General features: G+C 69.2%; 16 protein-coding genes. 11 read left to right on the top strand and 5 right to left on the bottom strand.

Features of this window, described 5'->3' with window-relative positions; all coding sequences use genetic code 11:
• Positions 1 to 103 precede the first annotated feature (103 nt).
• Complete coding sequence (locus tag ALI144C_RS39620; protein ID WP_237774537.1) at positions 104 to 2,101, top strand: primosomal protein N'; 1,998 nt, start codon at positions 104 to 106, stop codon at positions 2,099 to 2,101.
• A gap of 342 nt (positions 2,102 to 2,443) precedes the next feature.
• Here the strand turns inward: ALI144C_RS39620 and ALI144C_RS39615 are convergent, their stop codons facing one another.
• A complete protein-coding gene (locus ALI144C_RS39615; RefSeq protein ID WP_076992359.1) occupies positions 2,444 to 3,145 on the bottom strand; it encodes a hypothetical protein in 702 nt (233 codons plus the stop codon).
• Positions 3,142 to 3,744, bottom strand: a complete 603-nt coding sequence (locus ALI144C_RS39610) for an RNA polymerase sigma factor (RefSeq protein WP_076992358.1) — start codon at positions 3,742 to 3,744, stop codon at positions 3,142 to 3,144. Before ALI144C_RS39610 ends, ALI144C_RS39615 begins: the two co-directional genes overlap by 4 nt.
• 133 nt (positions 3,745 to 3,877) lie before the next feature.
• Between ALI144C_RS39610 and ALI144C_RS39605 the strand changes: the two genes are divergently transcribed.
• Both ALI144C_RS39605 and ALI144C_RS39600 read left to right on the top strand, forming a co-directional pair.
• A complete protein-coding gene (locus tag ALI144C_RS39605) occupies positions 3,878 to 5,017 on the top strand; it encodes a carboxylate-amine ligase (protein ID WP_237774536.1) in 1,140 nt (379 codons plus the stop codon).
• Between the two features lie 6 nt (positions 5,018 to 5,023).
• A complete protein-coding gene (locus tag ALI144C_RS39600; protein ID WP_076992357.1) occupies positions 5,024 to 5,245 on the top strand; it encodes an RNA-binding S4 domain-containing protein in 222 nt (73 codons plus the stop codon).
• On the opposite strand, the gene ALI144C_RS39595 is transcribed toward ALI144C_RS39600, so the two are convergent.
• Together ALI144C_RS39595 and ALI144C_RS39590 are read right to left on the bottom strand one after the other, a co-directional pair.
• On the bottom strand, positions 5,242 to 5,817 hold the full coding sequence (locus ALI144C_RS39595; protein WP_076992799.1) for a sigma-70 family RNA polymerase sigma factor: 576 nt from the start codon (positions 5,815 to 5,817) through the stop codon (positions 5,242 to 5,244). The two genes, ALI144C_RS39600 and ALI144C_RS39595, sit on opposite strands and share 4 nt — an antisense overlap.
• 75 nt (positions 5,818 to 5,892) lie before the next feature.
• Positions 5,893 to 7,404 (bottom strand): PucR family transcriptional regulator, encoded by a 1,512-nt coding sequence (locus ALI144C_RS39590; protein WP_168211471.1) that lies wholly within the window; start codon positions 7,402 to 7,404, stop codon positions 5,893 to 5,895.
• A 125-nt stretch (positions 7,405 to 7,529) separates the two neighbouring features.
• Here ALI144C_RS39590 and ALI144C_RS39585 point away from each other — a divergent pair, with 125 nt between their 5' ends.
• The 5 genes from ALI144C_RS39585 to ggt are packed head-to-tail and all read left to right on the top strand — an operon-like array spanning position 7,530 to position 14,697.
• A complete protein-coding gene (locus tag ALI144C_RS39585) occupies positions 7,530 to 8,978 on the top strand; it encodes a sodium:solute symporter (RefSeq protein WP_076992356.1) in 1,449 nt (482 codons plus the stop codon).
• Complete coding sequence (gene speB, locus ALI144C_RS39580; RefSeq protein WP_076992355.1) at positions 8,975 to 9,913, top strand: agmatinase; 939 nt, start codon at positions 8,975 to 8,977, stop codon at positions 9,911 to 9,913. The genes ALI144C_RS39585 and speB overlap by 4 nt, the downstream gene beginning before the upstream one ends.
• Positions 9,910 to 11,508: a thiamine pyrophosphate-binding protein gene (locus tag ALI144C_RS39575; RefSeq protein ID WP_076992354.1), complete on the top strand. Its 1,599-nt coding sequence runs from the start codon at positions 9,910 to 9,912 to the stop codon at positions 11,506 to 11,508. Before speB ends, ALI144C_RS39575 begins: the two co-directional genes overlap by 4 nt.
• Positions 11,508 to 12,851 (top strand): aminobutyraldehyde dehydrogenase, encoded by a 1,344-nt coding sequence (locus tag ALI144C_RS39570; RefSeq protein ID WP_076992353.1) that lies wholly within the window; start codon positions 11,508 to 11,510, stop codon positions 12,849 to 12,851. Before ALI144C_RS39575 ends, ALI144C_RS39570 begins: the two co-directional genes overlap by 1 nt.
• Positions 12,852 to 12,909: 58 nt before the next feature.
• Positions 12,910 to 14,697 (top strand): gamma-glutamyltransferase, encoded by a 1,788-nt coding sequence (ggt, locus tag ALI144C_RS39565; RefSeq protein WP_076992352.1) that lies wholly within the window; start codon positions 12,910 to 12,912, stop codon positions 14,695 to 14,697.
• 112 nt (positions 14,698 to 14,809) lie between these two features.
• Here the strand turns inward: ggt and ALI144C_RS39560 are convergent, their stop codons facing one another.
• On the bottom strand, positions 14,810 to 16,156 hold the full coding sequence (locus tag ALI144C_RS39560; protein ID WP_143231175.1) for an MFS transporter: 1,347 nt from the start codon (positions 16,154 to 16,156) through the stop codon (positions 14,810 to 14,812).
• A gap of 386 nt (positions 16,157 to 16,542) precedes the next feature.
• Between ALI144C_RS39560 and ALI144C_RS39555 the strand changes: the two genes are divergently transcribed.
• From ALI144C_RS39555 to def, 3 genes are all read left to right on the top strand, one after another.
• On the top strand, positions 16,543 to 18,489 hold the full coding sequence (locus tag ALI144C_RS39555) for a glycoside hydrolase family 18 chitinase (RefSeq protein WP_076992350.1): 1,947 nt from the start codon (positions 16,543 to 16,545) through the stop codon (positions 18,487 to 18,489).
• A gap of 182 nt (positions 18,490 to 18,671) precedes the next feature.
• Entirely contained in the window at positions 18,672 to 20,147 is a 1,476-nt protein-coding gene (locus ALI144C_RS39550; RefSeq protein WP_076992349.1) for a glycoside hydrolase family 28 protein, read from the top strand.
• Positions 20,148 to 20,167: 20 nt separating this feature from the next.
• Positions 20,168 to 20,713 carry a peptide deformylase gene (gene def, locus ALI144C_RS39545; RefSeq protein ID WP_076992348.1) on the top strand — a complete coding sequence of 182 codons (546 nt, stop codon included), beginning with the start codon at positions 20,168 to 20,170 and terminating at the stop codon, positions 20,711 to 20,713.
• Position 20,714: the final 1 nt, after the last annotated feature.

The raw sequence follows: 20,714 nt of genomic DNA, 5'->3' as shown, positions 1-20,714 counted from the left end.
CCACTCTGCGCTTGCGCGCTGCTGGCTGGGGCTGTGGTTGCGCGGGGCTGGCTTGGGCTGGGCGGAGATGGTCTTCTTTCGAGCCTCTGGTAAACCTCAGTGCGTGGTCAACGCAGGTAAGCGGAACAGAGGCGAACGGCATCCAGCTGAGGCCCTTCCGGTTGCCCGTGTCTACGTCGACGTGCCGCTGGCGCATCTGGACAAGACGTTCGACTACTTGATCCCGTCGGATCTTGACGAACAAGTGGTACCCGGCTGTCGGGTTCGTGTCCGGTTCTCCGGCAGACTCGTCGACGCCTACGTGATCGAGCGCGCGGCGGAGTCCGAACACCCGAAGCCGATGTTCCTCGAGAAGGTCGTGTCCGCCGAGCCGGTGCTCGCGCCGCAGGTCGCCCAGTTGGCCAGGGCGGTGGCCGACCGGTACGCGGGCGCGATGATGGATGTGCTGCGCCTGGCGATCCCGCCGCGCCATGCCCGAGCCGAATCGGCGCCGTCGCCGGAGCCGGTCGACGTCGACCCACCGGCAGAGACCGGCTGGGGCCGTTACCCGCGGGGATCGGCGTTCCTGGACGCGCTGAAAGCAGGCCGCAACGCCCACGCGGTCTGGCAGGCGCTGCCGAACGAGGACTGGCCCCGCCGCCTGGCGGAACTGGCGGTGACGGTGGCGGCGACCAGCCGGGGCGTGGTCATGGTCGTCCCCGACTACCGCGATGTGGCACGTTTGCACGCCGCGTGCCTTGACCTGGTCGGCAAGGAGCGCGAGTCGGCCGTGGTCGCCCTCTCGGCCGACCTGGGCCCGTCCACGCGGTACAAACGCTGGCTCTCGGTCCTGCGTGGCTCGGCGAAGATCGTCCTTGGTACCCGCGCGACCGCGTTCGCCCCGGTCAAGGACCCGGGTCTGGTCGTCGTCTGGGACGACGGCGACGACCTGCACGCCGATCAACGATCGCCGTACGCCCACGTGCGTGAGGTGCTGACCCTCCGGGCCCACCAGACCGGCGCGGCGATGGTGATCGGCGGGTTCGCCAGAACAGCGGAGGCCCAGCTGCTGCTGGACACGGGCTGGGCACACGAACTGGTCGCGGCAAGGGACGAAGTCAGGAAGTCCGCCCCACGGGTGACGGCGATCGGTGAGACCGACGTCCAACTGGCCAGAGACCCGGCGGCCCGCGCGGCCAGGCTGCCGTCGGTCAGCTTCGAAGCGGCGCGCAATGCCCTGACAGCAGGAGCGCCGGTGCTGGTCCAGGTCCCACGCCGCGGATACGTACCCGCGTTGGCGTGTGCGCAGTGCCGTGCACCGGCGCGGTGCCGGAGGTGCGCGGGCCCACTGGCCCTGCCAGGCGGGCACGACGACGGCATGGCTCGTCCTGCCGCCTGTCGCTGGTGCGGCGCGGCCGAGGCGGCATTCCGTTGTGGCAACTGCGGATCACGGCGCCTGAGAGCAGTGGTCGTCGGATCGAAGAGAACAGCGGAAGAACTGGGCCGCGCATTCCCGGGAATCCCCGTGCGAACCTCCGGCGCGGATGAAGTCCTTGCCACGGTGTCCAGCGCCCCGGCGCTGGTGGTGTGCACACCAGGAGCCGAGCCGGTGGCGGAAGGCGGTTACGGAGCAGCGCTTCTGTTGGACAGCTGGGCACTGCTCGGTCGAGCGGACCTGAGAGCGACCGAGGAGACCCTGCGCCGCTGGATGGGCGCGGCAGCACTGGTCCGCCCAGCACCCGACGGCGGCCGCGTGGTCGTGGTGGCCGAGTCGGCATTCGCCCCAGTACAGGCATTGGTGCGCTGGGACCCGGCCTGGCACGCGGAACAGGAACTGGAAGCCCGCGTAGAACTGGGCTTCCCCCCAGCGGTACGAATGGCATCCGTCGACGGATCCCCGGAAGCCCTGGCAGAATACCTGGACCACCTGACCCTTCCCGAAACAGCGGAAATCCTCGGCCCAGTACCAATAGGCGAAAAAGACGAGCGAGCACTAGTCCGAACACCCCGGACAGACGGCCGCGCGCTGGCGGCGGCACTCACCGTCGCACAAAAGGAAAGAACAGCACGCAAAGAACCAGAATCCATCCGAGTCCGCCTGGACCCCCTGGAACTAGTGTAAAAAACGGCTGGTACGTAACCAACACAGTGCACCCAGCGCCGGAAACCGAAACCCCGGGCCGGAAGCCGCACTCCAAGGTAACCAACAGTTCATTCACTGGCGACACGGCGCACTACCCACAGGCGCGGCAACACGAGCCGTGTGACGCGAGAGTGTCACGCACGGTTCCGCGAGCGGCGGCGGGTGAAACTCCCGCCGTCGACTCACCACCTCATGCGGCAACGCACTCCCTGGCGCATCGACCACGTCACATCCGGAACCCTGGCCTTCACCACACCGGGCAACAGGACCGTACTCACCACGCCAGCCAAGTACGACCTTCCGCCGTTCTAGCCTGCCAGCTCACCGTATGACAGGCGGGATAGGGCCGAAGGTGTACGCCGATCCCCGGACTGCTTCCACCTTCGCCCCGGTTTCGACGTCGACACCAAGGCGGGCAACGAAAAGCCCGTCGGACAACTCGGCTTCCGCGCTGACCACCCGGTCCGGGGCCACGGTGACCCTCAGCTCGAACCGTTGCCACCCCGGGTCGGCCACTCCGGCGATGGTTCCGTTCGACGTCGCGAACAGGGCGCCGGTCGACGACGGGCCCGCGGGGGCTGGGGCGGCGTCGGGATCGGATACGGTCACCGCTGTTCCGGCCGTTTCGCAGAAGACCGGTTTTCCCGCCACCCGGGCAGCGGTCACCGCCACCCCCGCGACCACCGAGCTCCGCACGACTCTCCACTGTGCCCGGTCGGGGACTTCTCGGACCGCTGAAACGGCCGTATAACAACGATCCAGCTGACCGCTGGCGTCCGCGGACACCGGGTCCAACCCCATCGACGCACGCATCTGGTCCGGGGCCTGCGGAACGTTCTGCGCGAACACCACGGACCCGGCCACCACCACGGTCGCGGCGCAGGCAATGGCGGCGACCGGGACCCGCACGGGGACCCGCCGCGCCTCCCGAGGTCTGTCCAGCTCGCTCCACAGCCTGCGCCGCAACCGATCGCGGACCTCCGGCGGCAGTTCCCGCCGCGGCGGCATGGGCTGGCGGATCACGTCGTCTCTCCCAACAGGTCTTCGCCGAGCACGCGGCGTAGGCGGGCACGCGCACGCGAAACCCGGGAACGGATGCTGACCTCCTCGAGGCCAAGCAACTCGGCCGCCTCGCTGGTGGACACCTCACCGACCAGGCACAACTCGACCGCCTGGCGTTCGGCCTTCGGCAGTTTCGCGATCGCGTCGAGCAGCACCCGCATCCGGCCCTCACCGTCGACTTTCTCGGCGACGGACTCCGCGTGGTCCTCGATCGTGTCGGTGGGCGGGATACGGCGGAGCAACTTGGTGAACCGTCCTGCGCTGCGGAACTCCGTGCGCGCGAGGTTACCCGCGACCGCGTACAGCCACGGCAGCGCGCTGTCGCGCACCAGCGTGACCTCGGGCAGCTTGCGCCATGCGGTCAGGAAGGTCATGGAGGTCAGGTCTTCGGCCAGTGACCACGATCCGGTCAGCCGGAACGCGTGGTTCCACACGGCTTGTGCGTGCCGCTCGAACAGTTCGCCGAACGCCGCCTTGTTGCCGGCGGCGGCCCGTTGCCACAATGCAGCGTCGTCGTGCGTATCCGCGTACGGATCAGCCTGCAGACTTTTGGTGGTCACATCTCTTACATGTCCGGGACGGGTGACAACGTTGCACACCCGAAACTCCCACCTGGTTCAGCCCAACGCCGCATGCGGTGTGGTGGTGCCTGCTCCTAGGGTCGAAGGCAGGACAGCCGTCATGGAGGCAAGCGTGAGCGAAGCCCAGCTCGGCACCCGGGACTCCCTGTCGACCGCCACGGAGGTGGACCAGCTGACGGTAGGCGTCGAGGAGGAGTTCCTGCTGGTGGACACCGAGTCGGGCGTGTTGGCCGACCGTGCGCCCGACATCCTGTCGGACGTCGGCGGTGCCGACTACGACCTGCAGGCCGAAATCGCGTTGAGCCAAGTGGAATCGGTCAGCGGCGTCTGCGTGAGCATGACCGACCTGCACCGGCAGCTCAGCGATGCCCGCCTTGTGCTGGCGGACGAGGCGCAGCGGCACGGGTCGTGGCTGATCGCGTCGGGAACGCCGGTTCTCGGCCACGGCGCGCGGAACGCGCTGACCCCGTTGCCGCGCTACCACCGGATCACGCGCGAATTCCGTGCGCTGACAGGGGATCTGCCGGTGTGCGGGTGTCACGTGCACGTCGGCCTGCCGGACGACGAGGCCAGGGTCCTGGTCTGCAACCACCTCCGCCACTGGCTGCCGACCTTGCTCGCGATCGGGGCGAACTCCCCGTACTCCAACAACACCGACACCGGCTACGCGAGTTGGCGGTACGTGATGTGGAGCCGATGGCCCTCGGCGGGAGCGCCGCCGTGGTTCGAGTCGGCCTCGGACTACTACGCGGCCCGTGAGCGGGTCATCGCCAGCGGCGCGGCGATGGACATCGGCATGCTCTATTGGGACGTAAGGCTTTCCGCCCATCAGCCGACTGTGGAACTGCGCGTGAGCGACGTGGCACCGACCGTCGACGACGCGGTCCTGCTCGCCGCGTTGGTCCGGGGGATCGCGGTGACCGCGTTGGCTTCGGGTGCGAAAGGGCCCGATGTGCCGCAGCACCAGTTGCGTCCGGCGCTGTGGCGGGCCGCCCGGGATGGTCTGGAAGGCCTCGGCGTGGATCTCGTGACGGGTGACCTGGCCCCGGCGGCCGACTTGGCGGGAGCGTTGGTGCGCTGGATCCGCCCGGCGTTGGAGGCCGCCGGTGACTACGAGCTGGTCGACGAGTCGCTGGCCAGGCTGGTGCTGGACGGGTGCGGTGCCGCGCGGCAGCGCGCGGCGTTCGCCAGGTCCGGCTCGCTGGGCGAGGTGGTGAGGTTCCTCGGTGCGCAGACCCGGTCGGTACGCTGACGCCTGATGAGCATCCGTGACGTTCCGATCCGCGACGAGTCGATCAGGCTCGGCCAGTTCCTGAAGCTGGCCGGCCTGGCCGAGGACGGCGGGCACGCGAAAGAGTTGATCGAGACCTCGGACGTCAAGGTCAACGACCAGGTCGAGGTCCGACGCGGCAGGCAGCTGCGTGACGGCGACGTGGTCACCGTCGACGGCGAGCAGGCCCGCCTGGTGGCAGGCCGCTAGACCAGCTCGGCGATGTTCACGGTTCGCCGCAGCCGGGTCAGCGCCCGGTGCTGGGCGACGCGGACAGCGCCGGGGGTCGAGCCGACGGCAGCGGCCGTCTCCTCCGCGGACAGCCCGACGACGATCCGCAACACGAGGATGTCGCGTTGCCGCTCGGGCAGGCTGCCCAGGATGAGGTTGATCTGTTTGGCGGACTCGCCCTGCAGCACGTGCTGCATCGGGCTCGCTTCGACTTCGTGTGCCTCGGGGATCTCCGCGACCGGTTGCTCGCGGTTGCGAGCGACGGCGCGGTGGGCGTCGGCGACCTTGTGGGCAGTGATGCCGTACACGAACGCCAGGAACGGGCGTCCCTGGAACTCGTAACGCGGCAGGGCGGTGAGAACCGCGAGGCAAGCCTCCTGCGCGATGTCGTCGGCTGAGGTGTAGGAGCGTTCACCTCGGCCGACGCGGGCGCGGCAATAGCGCACGACCATGGGCCGGATCGTTGTCAACAGACGGCCGACCGCTTCAGGGTCGCCGTTGACCGCCGCAGGCACCAGGGCGTCGAGGTAGTTGACCAAGTTCGTAGCCATCACGGTCAATTTTCGTTCGTTGCGCTGTTCGGCCGACAGTGCCGGAAGACTTCGGCGCATTCGGGACTTTGTGCTCTACTGCTGTTCGGGCCAGTCCTGCGGCAGCCAGTTGACCGCGTACCAGAGGTCCATTCGGTGCTGGGCCTGGGACAAGTCGACGTGCAAGGCGCGCTCGATCTGCCCGATCCGGTGGCGGACGCTGTTGCGGTGCACGTCCAGCGCGGCGGCGCTGCGGTCCCAGTTGCCGTGGTTGGCCAGCCACACCCGCAACGTCTCGACCAGGTGGGCGGGACCGGGCGACCGGATCTCGGCCAGCGGCGCCAGCGTCCGGCGCGCGAACGCACGCGCCTGTGCCGGGTCGACCAGCGACGACACGCTCTCGGATTCGTTGTCCGCGCTGACCGGGTGGCCCGCCGCGGCGGCGCGTCGACGCAAGGCGACGGCCTCGCGTTCGGCCAGCCGCAGGTCCGCGATCCCGACGACGCCGCTCATGCCGACGAGCCAGCCTCGTTTGTGCAGCGTCTCCAACGCGGTCGGCGACGGTGCGGACCGCGCGGACACGACCGCGCGGAAACTCCCGTTGGCCAGGTCGACCAGAGGGGTGCCGAGCAGTTGCACGAGCTGGCCGAAGTCGTCGTTGTCGGCGCGGTGCCTGCGTCGCACGTCGACTCCTGCCAGCACGCGGTAGTCCTGGCCCGCGCGGTTGTCCAGCAACGCGGCGAGCAGGTCCCCTGTGGACTCCGCGGCCGATCCGGCGGCCAGCACCAGCCGGGCGGCCAGGCGGTACGCGTGCCCGCGGGACGTGTCGGTGTCCCGGCGCAGCAGCCCGAGCATCGCCAGTGCCATGGCGACGACCGCGCGATCGGCGACGCTGAACGACCGGTTGCGCCCGACGACGAGCACGGTCGACCGGTCGACCGGGTGCAGCACGACGTGGTCGCCGCCGACATGCGTGCTCGCGCTGCGCGGACCGGAGCCGCTGCGCAGCCGTTCGGCCAGCGACAGCAGGTCGTCGCCCGGTTCGGGCGCCATGCCGGACCGGGTCACGACAGTGCCCTCCGCGTCCAGCAGCATGGCCCAGCCCGTCAGGGACGTGGCCAGCGAACGGACCGTGGTCTCGGTCGGCCGGGGACGGGTCGCGGCGCGGGTCAGGTTGCGCTGGCTGTCGGCGATCACCCGGAGTTCGACGTTCTGCGCCTCGGCGAGCGCGTTGCCGACAGCCTGGCTGACGGCGAGGAACGGGGTGCGTTCCGGCACCACGATCAGCGGCAGGTCGCGGTCCCGGCACGCCTTGACGAGTTCCTTGGGCACGGTGTCGTACACCGGGGTGACCCCGAAGCCCAACGCGCTCACCCCGGCGTTGATCAGGCCTTCGACGTAGGCGTCGATCTCCGCGGGCGTCCGGGGGAAGTTCACGCCCGCGGTCAGCAGCAGCTCCTGGCCGAGCAGGTACGGGATCGGGTCACGCAGTTCGCTGACGTGCGCCCAGCAGATCTGCCGGTCCAGCCGCGACTTGCCCGCCTTCACCTCCAGGCCGAGATCGGCACGGCTGACCAGGGTCCGCAACGGGATCGTCCGGAGAACCACGGCAGCCTCCTCAAGGTTGATTCGTCCAACGCCACGTGGCCAGATTGTGCAGAACAACCCCTGAACGAGACCAGAGGTGGCTCTCTACGGTGACCGGAACGAAACGCCACGCGTAGGAGATCGACATGGCCCTCGACAACGCAGTGATTGTGGCCTACCTGCTCGGCATGGTCGCGATGGGGTGGTGGGGCATGCGCCGGGCGACCACCAAGAGCGAGTACCTGGTGGCCGGGCGGCGGCTGGGCGGCCCGATGTACTCGGGCACGATGTCCGCGATCGTCCTCGGCGGCGCGTCGACGGTCGGCGGCGTCGGGCTTGGCTACAAGTTCGGCATCTCCGGCGCGTGGCTCGTGCTCGCGATCGGCCTGGGCATCCTGCTGCTGTCGGCGGCGTACGCCCGGCGGATCCAGCGGCTGCGGGTGTACACCGTGTCCGACATGCTGGACATCCGGTACGGAGGTTCGTCGGCGGCCGTCTCCGGTGTGGTGATGTGGGCGTACGCGCTGATGCTGACGGTCACCTCGCTCGGCGCGTCATCGACGATCTTCAAGGTGCTGTTCGGGTTCGACCGCTGGTCGAGCATCCTGCTCGCGGGCGGGATCGTGGTGCTGTACTCGGTGCTCGGCGGCATGTGGTCGATCTCGATGACCGACATCGTCCAGTTCGTGGTCAAGACCATCGGCATCCTGATGTTGCTGCTGCCGTTCGCGCTGGCCAAGGCGGGCGGGTTCGACGGGATGCGGCAACGGCTGGACGCGGCCTACTTCGACTTCACCGCCATCGGCGGCGACACCATCGTGACCTACCTGGTGGTGTACACGCTCGGCCTGCTGATCGGGCAGGACATCTGGCAGCGGGTGTTCACCGCGCGCACGTCGGCCGTGGCCACGTGGGGCGGGATCACGTCCGGTCTGTACTGCGTGATCTACGCGTTCGCGGGAGCCTTGGTCGGCATGGCGACCAAGGCGCTGTACCCGAACCTGCCCAGTCGCGACGACGCGTTCGCGACCGCGGTGGAGAACCTGCTGCCGATGGGCGTGCGCGGCCTGGTGCTCGCCGCCGCCCTCGCGGCGCTGATGTCCACCTCCAGCGGCGCGTTGATCGCGTCGTCGACGGTCGCGGCGAACGACATCTGGCCCCGCCTGATCAAGAACGGGCTAATGAAACGAGCGGCGGCGGTCAAGGACGACGTGCACTCCAACCGCATGTTCACGCTGGTGCTCGGCGTCGTGGCGGTCGTGCTGGCGGTGCTGATCGAAGGTGTGGTCGCCGCGCTGACCGTGGCCTACAACCTGCTCGTCGGCGGCCTGCTGGTGGCGATCGTCGGGGGGATGGTGTGGAAACGCGGCAACCGGCAGGGCGCGCTCGCGTCGATGGTCACCGGCGCGATCACGGTCGTGGTCATGATGATCGTGGCCGGGCTGGAGGCCAACGAGGTCATCTACTACGGGCTCGGCGTCAGCCTCATGTCCTACGTCGTGGTCAGCCTGCTCACGCCGCCGACCGACAAAGCCGTGCTCGACCACTGGAACAGCCGTGTCAACGGCGAGACCAAGGAGGAAATACCCGCATGATCGGTCCGGTCGACAGCTCCCAGGTGCCCAGGTACGCCGGGCACGCCACGTTCGCCCGGCTGCCCCGGCTCGACCAGGTGGACAAGGCCGACATCGCGGTGGTCGGCGTCCCGTTCGACACCGGGGTGTCCTACCGCCCCGGCGCCCGGTTCGCCCCGGCGGCGGTCCGCGAGGCCAGCCGACTGCTGCGGCCCTACAACCCCGGCCTCGACGTGTCGCCGTTCGAACGGGCGCAGGTCGTGGACGCCGGGGACATCGTGGGCAACCCGTTCGACATCGGCCAGGCGATCAGCGAGATCTCCGAGCAGGCAGGCGAACTGCTGGACACCGGCGCGAAGCTGGTCACGGTCGGCGGCGACCACACCATCGCCCTGCCGTTGCTGCGTGCGGTCGCGGCCAAGCACGGGCCGGTCGCGCTGCTGCACTTCGACGCCCACCTGGACACGTGGGACACCTACTTCGGCGAGCCGTACACGCACGGAACCCCGTTCCGCCGTGCGGTCGAGGAAGGCATCCTCGACACGTCCGCGCTGTCCCACGTCGGCACGCGCGGCCCGCTGTACGGCAAGGCCGACCTGTCCGAGGACGCCAGGCTCGGGTTCGGGATCGTCACCTCGGCCGACGTCATGCGCCGCGGGGTGGACGAGGTGGTCGAAGCCCTCCGGGACCGCATCGGCGGCCGCCCGGTGTACGTGTCGATCGACATCGACGTCCTGGACCCCGCGCACGCGCCGGGCACCGGAACACCCGAGGCGGGCGGCATGACCAGCAGGGAACTGCTGGAGATCCTGCGCGGCCTGGCCGGGCTGAACCTGGTGTCCGCGGACGTCGTCGAGGTGGCGCCCGCGTACGACCACGCCGACATCACGTCGATCGCCGCGTCGCACGTCGCCTACGACCTCGTGACGCTGCTGGCCATGGGTGTGGGCGAATGAGCCGGACCGGCGGCGACCTGGTCGTCGAGTCACTCGTGGCACTGGGCGCGCGGACCGTGTTCGGACTGCCCGGACAGCACGCGCTCGGGCTGTTCCACGCGGTGCACAGGTCGTCGCTGCGGTACTTCGGCAGCCGTACCGAGGTCAACGCCGCGTTCGCCGCCGACGGCCACGCCAGGACGACCGGCGAGGTGACGCCGTTGTTCGTCTCCACCGGCCCTGGCGCGTTGCAGACGCTGGCGGGGCTGCAGGAAGCGGCCTCGTCGAGCGTGCCGGTTCTGGGCGTCAGCAGTCAGATCCCGGTGGCGGGCCTCGGCGGGCGGCGGCGTGGATTCCTGCACGAGCTGCCCGACCAGCAGGCCAGTTTCCGTGACGTCGTCAAGCACACGCGTGTGGTGCGGTCGGCGTCGCAGATCCCGTCGGCGATCGCCGAGGCGTGGCGGATCGCCGTGACCGCGCCGACCGGCCCGGTCTGGGTCGAGATCCCCCAGGACGTGTTGCTCGGACCGGCCGGGGTTCCGGCCGTGGGCGACCTGTCCGTGACGCCCGTCCCGCTGGTCCCACGGCCTGAACTGCTCGCCGAGGCGGCCCGGTTGCTTCAGCACGCGCAGCGGCCGGTGATCCTGGCCGGTGGCGGTGTGGTGCGCAGTGGCGCACAGCCGGAACTGCTCGAACTGGCGGAGAAACTCGGCGCGCCGGTGGTCAGCACGTTCGGCGGCAAGGGTGCTTTCCCGTGGGAGCACGAACTTTCGCTGCAGTCCTGGTTGGAGGACCAGTACACGACCGAGGTGTTGCAGGACGCGGACGTCCTGCTGGTGGTCGGATCCGGCCTGGGCGAGCTGTCGAGCAACTACCACACTTTCCGGCCGCGTGGCCGGGTCGTGCAGATCGAGGCCGATCTGGGCAAACTGGAAGCCAACCACAGCGCACTGGGCATCCACGCCGATGCCCGGCTGGCCCTGCGGGCCCTGGTTGCGCTCGTGGAGCAGCGGGCCGCGGTCGTGCCCGACCTGCTGTCGAAAGTCCGGCAACGCCTGGACAGCCAGGACCTGACGCTGGAGCGCGACGTGCTCGCCGCTGTCCGGGACGCGTTGCCGGACACCGCGCCGAGTTTCTGGGACATGACGATCCTGGCGTACTGGGCATGGTCGGCGTGGGACCACCGGCACGGATCGGTGCACACGGCCCAGGGCTCGGGCGGCCTCGGCTACGCCTTCCCCGCCGCGCTCGGTGCGGCATCCACTGTGGACGGTCCGGTGCTCGCGGTCTCCGGTGACGGGGGCGCGATGTACGGACTGTCCGAACTGGCCACAGCCAAGCAGTACGGCCTGAACGTGACGTGGCTGATCGTGGACGACGGCGGCTACGGCATCCTGCGCGAGTACATGACCGACGCGTTCGGCGAGGCGAACGGCACCGAGCTCACCCGGCCCGATTTCGTGGCGCTGGCCGAGTCCTTCGGCGTACCGGCCGTGCGGAGCGCACCGGAGCGGCTGCGGGCCGATCTGGCCAAGGCGCTGGCTGCCGACGGACCGGCGGTCGTCGTCCTCCCGGCTTTGCTGCGCATGTTCGCCCCGACCCACCTGGAGCAGTGATGACGAGCATCGACCTGATCGACCCGGCGACCGGCGAGGTGTTCGGCACCGCGCCGGTCGGCCGTGAGTCCGAAGTGGACGCGGCCGTCCGGCGCGCTGCCACGGCGTTCGCGACCTGGCGCAGGAGCACGCCGATGCGGCGGCAGGCCGCGCTGCTCGCCGTCGCCGATGCCCTTGAGGCGAACGCGGGCGAGATCGCCGACCTGGAGTGCCGGGAGACCGGCAAGGACAAGGCGGTCGTGCTCGACGAGGAGATCCCGCAGTCGGCGGACGTGCTGCGGTTCTTCGCCGGGGCGGCGCGCACGATGCCGGGCGCCGCGACCGGGGAGTACCTCGACGGCCACACCTCCAGCTTGCGGCGTGAGCCGATCGGGGTGATCGCCCAGATCACGCCGTGGAACTACCCGCTGATGATGGCGGTGTGGAAGATCGCGCCCGCGGTCGCGGCTGGCAACACCGTGGTCGTCAAACCCGCCGACACGACCCCGTCGAGCACGCTGCTGCTCGGCTCGCTGGCGTCCCGGCACCTGCCGGAAGGCGTGGTCAACGTGGTCACGGGCGACCGGGACACCGGCAGGCTGCTCGTCACACACCCGATCCCCGCGATGGTGTCGATCACCGGGTCCACCCGGGCGGGGATCGAAGTGGCCCGCGCGGCGGCGGACACGCTGAAACGGACGCACCTCGAACTCGGCGGCAACGCGCCGGTCCTCGTGTTCGACGACGTCGACGTGGCCGAGGCGGCCGACGGGATCATCGCCGCGGCCTTCTACAACGCCGGCCAGGACTGCACGGCGGCCGCGCGCGTGCTCGTGCAGGACCGCGTGCACGACGAGTTCGTCGCAGCGCTGGCGGTCCGTGCCCAAGCGGCCCGGACCGGCCCGCTCAACAGCGCGGCCCAACTGGAACGGGTCACCGGCCTGCTCGACCGGCTGCCAGGGCACGCCGTCGTCCACTGTGGAGGGAAGCGGCTCGGCGAGCGCGGGTTCTTCGTCGAGCCGACCGTGATCTCCGGGCTGCGCCAGGACGACGAGATCGTCCAGGAGGAGGTGTTCGCCCCGGTCATCACCGTTCAGCGGTTCACCACCGACGACGAAGGCGTGACCGGCGCGAACGGCGTCCCGCAAGGCCTGGCCTCCTCGGTGTGGACGGCGGACGCCGCCCGCGCGGCACGGCTGGCGGTCGAGTTGGACTTCGGCTGCGTCTGGGTGAACACGCACGGTCCGCTGGCCTCGGAGATGCCGCACGGCGGGTTCGGCCAGTCCGGATATGGCAAGGATCTGTCCACGATCGGGTTGGAGGACTACACGCGCGTCAAGCACGTGATGACCCGGCTGGGTTGAGATCATCACGTCGTCGGGGCAAAGTGGGCCACCTCAATCGTTTCCGGGAGGTCATGTCGTGCGAAGGTCAGCCGCCTTAGTCGCACTGCTCACCGTCACCACCGCGCTCGTCGGCGGGGTTGCGGAGGGTGCCAGTCCCACCAGGCCCAAAGTCCCCGAAGCGGTCGGCTACGGCGGCGCGGTGGCCAGCATCGACGCCGACGCGACCGCGATCGGCGTCTCCGTGCTGCGCAGGGGCGGGAACGCGGTGGACGCGGCCGTGGCGACCGCCGCCGCGCTCGGTGTGACGGACCCGTTCTCCAACGGCATCGGCGGTGGCGGGTTCTTCGTGTTCTACGAGGCCCGCACCGGCAAGGTGCACACGATCGACGGCCGTGAGACGACCCCGATGGCGGCGTCGGAAACGCTGTTCCAGGAAAACGGTGCCCCGATCCCGTTCGCGGAAGGCGTCACCAGCGGCCTGAGCGTCGGTGTGCCCGGTACGCCGCGGACCTGGCAGCGCGCGTTGCAGCTGTGGGGCCGCAAGTCGCTCAAAGAGGTGATGAAGCCCGCGGAGCAGCTCGCCCGCGAGGGGTTCACCGTCGACGACACGTTCCGCACGCAGATCGCGAACAACGCCGCCCGGTTCTCGGCGTTCCCGTCCACCCGGTCGCTGTACCTGCCGGGCGGGCAGCCGCCGGTGGTCGGCACGAAGTTCCGCAACCCGGACATGGCGAACACGTACCGGGAGCTGGCCGACACGAACCTGAAGTCGTTGTACCACGGCCAGATCGGCAAGGAGATCGTCAAGGCCGTCCAGCAGCCGCCGAAGGACCCGGCGTCCACACTGAACGTACGACCGGGCAAGTTGGCGGAGTCGGACCTGGCCCGGTTCGACGCGCCGCTGCGTGAACCGAGCAGGACCAGCTACCGCGGCCTGGACGTCTACAGCATGGCCCCGCCGTCGTCCGGCGGCACGACGGTCGGTGAGGCGCTGAACATCCTGGAGCCGACCGCCGTCTCGAAGCTGTCGCAGACGGACTACCTGCACTACTTCCTCGAGTCGACGAGGCTGGCGTTCGCGGACCGCAACCGCTGGGTCGGCGACCCGGCGTTCGGCGACGTGCCCACGCGTGAACTGCTGTCCCAGAAGTTCGCGGATTCCCGTGCGTGCCTGATCAACCCGGCGAAGGCGCTCACCAGCCCCGTGGCGCCCGGTGACCCGCGCAACCCGCAGGCGTGCGCGACCGTCGGCCAAGGCGTGGCGGCGGAGATCGGCAGCCAGCACACCACGCACCTGACCACGGCCGACGCGTGGGGCAACGTCGTTTCGTACACGCTGACCATCGAATCCGAAGGCGGCAACGGGATCGTCGTGCCAGGACGGGGATTCCTGCTCAACAACGAGCTGACCGACTTCAACTTCGCGCCGCTGTTCCCCGGCGTGCCGGACCCGAACCTCCCCGCGGCGGGCAAGCGTCCCCGGTCCTCGATGGCCCCGACGATCGTGCTGCGCAACGGCAAGCCGTACTTCGCCACCGGCTCGCCGGGTGGTGCGTCGATCATCACCACGGTCGCCCAGGTGATCACCGGCCGGGTGGACCGGGGCAAGTCGCTCAAGGACGCGATCGCCGCGCCTCGGGCCTCCCAGCGCAACGCGGCGGCTGCCCAGGTGGAGAAGGAGTTCCTGGCCCAGCCGGAAACGGCGGAACTGGTGAAACGCGGGCAGGGCTTCAGCACCGCGCCCGCCGAGATCGGCGCGGCGACCGGGGTGGAGCGCCTGCCGGACGGCCGGTGGATCGCCGCGGCCGAACCGGTTCGCCGCGGCGGCGGATCGGCTGCCGTGGTGCTTCCGATCCGCTGGTAGGTGACGCACGACCGCCGACTGCGTGCAACGAAGGCCACATTGGTTGCGTTTTTGGCAACCAATGTGGCATTGGTGGCGGTTTTCGCAACGAAGGCCACATTGGTTGCACGGGTTACTCGCTGTCGGGGGCGCGCCGGGAGCGGATGATGCCCCAGAGCACGAGCGCCGCGGCCAGGGCGGTGAGCGCGAGGCCCGCGCCGGTGACACCCGTGCGGAACTCCGAGGTCTGGCCGGGGCTCCAGTTCGACGTGGTGATGTCGCCGGTGAACAGCGCCGCGATGATGGTCGCGCCGACCGCGATGCCGACGCCGGTGGTGACCTCGCTGGCGGTGTCGATCAGCGCCGCGCCGATGGTCGTGCGGTTCTCCGGGAGGCCACGCATCACGTTGTTCCCGGCGACGACACCCACGACGCGCATCCCGGCGGCGACGAGCACGATGGCCAGCGCGATCCACACGTACCCGAAGCGGCCGAGCAGGCCGTAGACGGCGAGCCCGCACACGACGACAGCGGCGCTGAGCCAGGCGGCCTTGTCGAGACCGATGCGCGTGATCAGCGGCGTGATCACAGCGCCGCCGGCGATGAGCACGACGACCTGCGGCAGCATGCCGATGGCCGCCTGCGCGGGCGTCCAGCCCCAGTCGAACTGGAACTCCAGGGTGGCGAGGTAGGTCAGTCCCGCGGTCGCCAGGCCCGCGGCTGCCTTGAACGCCAGGCCACTCGACACGAGCGGGCGGGCGATGAGCTTGAGGTCGAGCAGGGGGAAGCGGGCCGTGCGCTCGCGGACGACGAACAGCACGGCCAGCGCGACGGCCGCCGCCGTGGTCAGCCAGGGGAGCGGCGACGAGGCGCCGTCGTGGACGAACATCGTCGGCGCGAGCAGCGCGAGCACGATCGTGGCGGTGCCCAGCAGGCCCCCTGCGAAGTCGATCGGGTCGCGGTGCAACTCGTCCGCCCTGTCGGCGGGGATGCCGCTGCGGATGCCGATGATCGCGAGCACGGCGACCGGCACGTCCACCAGCAGCAGCACCTGCCACGGTGCGAACGTGAGCACGAGGCCGCCCGCCGTGGGGCCGACCGCGAGTCCGACCAAGCCCACGGTCGAGATCAGGGTCATCGCCCGGACGCGGAGTTCGTCGTCGGGGAACAGGCGGAACGCCAAGGCGAGGGAGCCAGGCGTCGTCATCGCCGCCGCGACGCCCATCGCCGCGCGGACCGCGATGAGCTGCCCGGATGTGGTGACGAACGCGGTTGCCAGGCTCGCCGCGCCCAGCAGGACCAGCCCGAGCAGCATGATCTTGCGGCGGCCGACCCGGTCGGCCAGCGCGCCGAGGGCCAGCATCAGGCCGCCGAACACGACGGCGTACACGCCCGTGATCCACTGCAGCGCCGTGGTCGACGCGGCCAGTTCGCGGCCGATGGTCGGCAGGGCGACGTTGAGGATCGAGTTGTCGAGCATCTCAACCAGGAAGACCGCCGACAGTCCTGCGAGGGCAACCCATGCCTCACGCAGGGAGCGTGGTGCTGACGGGGCGTCCTGGACGGCTTCACTGCGGGGGACGGTCACTGCGCACTCCTTCGTGGTGAAGAAGTGGCGGATCGTTCGATACCGCGTGTGCGCGTGTGTGGATCACACGTTTTTACTTCCAGTGCCCACATAGTACAACCGGCGCCGAACGGGTGCCAGTTCACGGGCATTCGCTGTGTCGTGTTCGTCTTCTTCGTCTGGTTGGGCAACAGTCCGGTGACGAAGTTTGGTCTAGACCTTGTGTTGATCACGTGGTCTGGACCAATAGTGGTGAGTGGTCTTCCTGCCACACCCTGCCGTCAGGAGGAAGAGACCTCATGTCACTCAGACCGTCCACGAGTCGGCGGCGGTTCGGCGTCGCCGTCGCCGCCGTTTCGCTCGCGTTATCCGGTTTTCCCGGCGTCGCACAGGCCGCGGCCGACCCGACCGCCACGTTCAGCAAGGTGTCCGACTGGGGGTCCGGGTTCACCGGCCAGGTCGTCGTCAAAGCCGGTGACACGACCGCGTTGACCAGCTGGACCGTGAAGTTCGACCTGCCTGCGGGCACCAGCATCGGGTCGACGTGGGAAGCGGGCATGACCCGCAGCGGCGACAGCTACACGTTCGTCAACCGCCCGTACAACGGAAGCGTGGCCGCGGGCGCCTCGGCGACCTTCGGGTTCAACGGCGTCGGGCCGGGCTCGCCGACCAACTGCACGATCAACGGCACCCCGTGCGACGGGTCGTCGGGCGCGCCGGACACCGAGGCCCCGTCCGTCCCGACCGGCCTCACCGCGGGGGAGACGAGCAGCTCCACGGTTCCGCTGAGCTGGACGGCGTCCACCGACAACGTCGGTGTCACCGGCTACGACGTCTTCCAGGGCGCGTCGACGACCCCGATCGCCACGTCCACGTCCGCGTCGTTCCTCGTCGGCGGGTTGCAACCCACCACCACGTACACCTTCCGCGTGCGTGCGCGGGACAAGGCGGGCAACGTGTCCGCGCTGAGCACGCAGGTGTCCGCGACCACGAAGGAATTCGGCGACCCCGGTCCCGGCGGCAAGCGCAAGGTCGGCTACTTCACGCAGTGGGGCATCTACGACCGCGCCTACTACGTCAAGAACCTCGACACGTCCGGTTCGGCGGCCAAGCTGACCCACATCAACTACTCGTTCGGCAACCTCGACTCCAGCGGCCGTTGCTTCCAGGCCAACCAACTCGGCCAGGGCGACGCGTGGGCGGACTACCAGCGGCGGTTCACCGCCGACCTGACCGTCAACGGGCAGGGCGACGTCTACAACCAGCCGCTCGCGGGCAACCTCAACCAGCTCAAGCAGTTGAAGGCGAAGTACCCGAACCTGAAGGTCAACCTGTCGCTCGGCGGCTGGACGTGGTCGAAGTACTTCTCCGACGCGGCCCTCACGGCAGCGTCGCGCCAGGCGCACGTCTCCTCCTGCCTGGACATGTGGATCAAGGGCAACCTGCCGAAGCTCGGTGGCGAACCGCAGGGTGGACCCGGGTCGGCCGCCGGTGTGTTCGACGGCATCGACCTGGACTGGGAGTGGCCGGGCAGCGAAGGCAACACCGGCAACGTCGTGCGCCCGGAGGACAAGCAGAACTTCACGCTGCTGGTGCAGGAATGGCGCAGGCAGCTCGACGCGTACGGTGCCACGACAGGAAAGCACTACGAGCTGACCGCGTTCCTGCCCGCCGACCCGGACAAGGTGGTCGCGGGCTTCGAGGTGAGCCAGATCTTCGACTCGCTCGACTTCGCGACCCTGCAGGGTTACGACCTGCACGGCGCCTGGGACCCGGTGACCAACAACCAGTCCGCACTACGGCTGCCCGCCAACGACCCCGGCCCGAAGCCGTACAGCGTCGAGATCGCCACGAACGCGTGGACGAGCCGGGGCGCCCCGGCCAACAGGCTCGTGCTCGGCGTGCCGTTCTACAGTCGCGGTTGGACAGGCGTGACGAACGCCAACAACGGCCTGCACCAGAAGGCAACGGACGGCGCGCCCGGACGTTATGAGAAGGGCATCGAGGACTACAAGCTGATCAAACCGTTGCTCAACAGCGGCTACCAGTTGCACCGCGACACCGTGTCCGGGCACGCGTGGCTGTTCAACGGCAGTACGTTCTGGACGTTCGACGACCCGGCGGAGATCGCCAGGAAGACCGCGTGGATCTCCGCCAACGGGCTCGGCGGAGCGATGATCTGGTCCATGGACGGCGACACCGCCGACGGCGAACTGATGACAGCGGTGCACCAGGGCATCGGCTGACACTAGCCAGGTGACCGGCGCCGTCAGGCGTCGGTCACCCGGCGGTGGAAACCGATGCGGACCTGGCGAACGCGACCGTCGTCGAACGCTTGTGACCCGCGTGGGTGCCCGCTAGTGTACGTTTCGTAAACGTTTTCATGCCGCCGCGAGAGTGACACGTCTACGACAGACGAGGAGTGCTCATGGCGAAAATCGGCATGCTTGTCCTTGCGAGCGTGATCGTGACGGGGCTGACGGTGCCCGCAGCCGACGCGGCGCCGGTGTTCAACGTCAAGTCCTACGGCGCCGTCGGCAACGGCAGCACCAACGACGACGACGCCATCGACAAGGCGATCAACGCCGCCAACGCGGCAGGCGGTGGCGTGGTCGACTTCCCGCCCGGCCGGTACCGCTCACGGACCATCCACCTGAAGAGCAACGTGACACTCAACCTCAACGCCGGTGCCACGTTGCTCGCCGCAGGCAGCGGCATGGACAACGCCGAACCCAACGAGTGGGACGAGTACCAGGACTACGGGCACAGCCACTTCCGCAACGCGCTGATCTCCGGCGAGAACGTCGAGAACATCGCGTTCACCGGTGCGGGCACCATCGACGGCGACGACAAGCTGATCACCGGCGACCCCAAGCAGGGGCAGGCGGACAAGGCGCTGAGCCTGAAGTACTGCCGCAACCTCCGGTTCCAGGACATCACCTTCCGGCGGGGCGGACACTTCGCGATCCTGATCAACGGCTGCACCGGTGTGCGGATGTACGACACGAAGATCCTCAGCGCCGACGACAGGGACGCGTTCAACATCATCAACACCTCCGACGTGGAGATCGCCCGTTCCCGCATCGAGGCGAGCGACGACGCGGTGGTGTTCAAAAGCGACTACGCGCTCGGCCGGACGTTCCCGACCGAGAAGGCGGTCGTGCGGGACTCGACGATCCTCTCGACGGAGAACAACGCGCTGCAGTTCGGCTCCGAGACCTGCGGCGCGTTCCGCGACATCCAGTTCAGGAACCTCGACGTGACCGGTGCGGGCAAGGCGGGCATCGGCATCGTGTCGATGGACGGCGCCACGATCGAGAACATCACCTACGACAACATCAAGCTCAGCAAGACCGCGTCGGCCATCTTCATGCACGTCGGCAAACGCTCGCGCTGCCCCGGCAACCCACCCGCGGGCAAGATCCGTGACATCACGCTCAAGCACATCACCGGCACGAACCTGACCACCCCACGTGACGTCGCCGGGGACGACGAGTACTCCGCGACGATCACCGGGCGCACCGACTCGCCGATCGAGAACATCACACTGGACAACGTCGCCCTCGACTTCCCCGGCGGTCACCCCGCCTCCGACGCCGACCGCGTGCCGCCGGAGAACTCGACCGCCTACCCGCCGCGCACGTTCGGCGTCCGCCCGGCGTACGCGTTCTGGGTCCGGCACGCCAGGAACGTCATGTTCCTCAACAGCGCGGTCGGGTTCCAGAAGTCCGACGGCAGGCCCGCTTTCCTGGCCGACGACACGACCGGGCTCACCGTCGACCGGGTCCGGATGCAACGCTCCACGGGCAGCTGGGACGTCACGTTCCGGAAGTCGAGCGGCCAGCAGGTCACCGGCAGCACCACCACACCAGGCGGTGGCAGTCCACGCGTCCGGGTTCAGTAGGAGCCGTAGAATCGACCGTCGTGACCATCCAACCGATCAGGCTTTTCGGTGACCCGGTGCTGCGCACCCGCGCGGACGAGGTCGTCGAGTTCGACAAGGAGCTCCGCACGCTCGTCAAGGACCTGTGGGACACCATGGAGTCGCAGGGCGGTGCCGGGCTCGCCGCCCCGCAGTTGGGGGTGGGCCTGCGGGTGTTCACGTACCACTGCGACGGCTTCGTCGGGCACATGGTGAACCCGACGTGGAACGCGATCGACGACGAGTGCCAGGACGGCGACGAGGGCTGCCTGTCCATCCCCGGCTTCACCTGGGAGACGCGGCGGATGCGCAACATCGTCGCGACCGGGTGGAACATGTACGGCGAACCGATCGAGGTCGAGGGCACGGACCTGCTCGCGCGCTGCATCCAGCACGAGAGCGACCACCTCGACGGCGTGCTGTTCCTCGACCGGCTCGACGCGGAGACCCGCAAGCAGGCGATGCGGGAGATCCGCCAGGCGTCCTGGTTCACCGGGTCGGTTCCGACGATCAAGCAGGACCCGCACGCGCTGTTCGGGGGCTTCTGAC

Source organism: Actinosynnema sp. ALI-1.44, assembly GCF_001984155.1.
Lineage (GTDB): Bacteria > Actinomycetota > Actinomycetes > Mycobacteriales > Pseudonocardiaceae > Kibdelosporangium.
Note: the sequence above shows the minus strand (reverse complement) of the source record. Positions and strands in the feature narration are given on the sequence as shown.

What these genes read in the sequence shown, in the direction of transcription:
- ALI144C_RS39585 (WP_076992356.1), top strand. Translation starts at nt 7,530, where the DNA reads ATGGCCCTCGACAACGCAGTGATTGTGGCCTACCTGCTCGGCATGGTC.
- ALI144C_RS39560 (WP_143231175.1), bottom strand. Translation starts at nt 16,156, where the DNA reads ATGCTCGACAACTCGATCCTCAACGTCGCCCTGCCGACCATCGGCCGC.
- speB (WP_076992355.1), top strand. Translation starts at nt 8,975, where the DNA reads ATGATCGGTCCGGTCGACAGCTCCCAGGTGCCCAGGTACGCCGGGCAC.
- ALI144C_RS39570 (WP_076992353.1), top strand. Translation starts at nt 11,508, where the DNA reads ATGACGAGCATCGACCTGATCGACCCGGCGACCGGCGAGGTGTTCGGC.
- ALI144C_RS39550 (WP_076992349.1), top strand. Translation starts at nt 18,672, where the DNA reads ATGGCGAAAATCGGCATGCTTGTCCTTGCGAGCGTGATCGTGACGGGG.
- ALI144C_RS39575 (WP_076992354.1), top strand. Translation starts at nt 9,910, where the DNA reads ATGAGCCGGACCGGCGGCGACCTGGTCGTCGAGTCACTCGTGGCACTG.
- ALI144C_RS39555 (WP_076992350.1), top strand. Translation starts at nt 16,543, where the DNA reads ATGTCACTCAGACCGTCCACGAGTCGGCGGCGGTTCGGCGTCGCCGTC.
- ALI144C_RS39600 (WP_076992357.1), top strand. Translation starts at nt 5,024, where the DNA reads ATGAGCATCCGTGACGTTCCGATCCGCGACGAGTCGATCAGGCTCGGC.
- ALI144C_RS39595 (WP_076992799.1), bottom strand. Translation starts at nt 5,817, where the DNA reads ATGGCTACGAACTTGGTCAACTACCTCGACGCCCTGGTGCCTGCGGCG.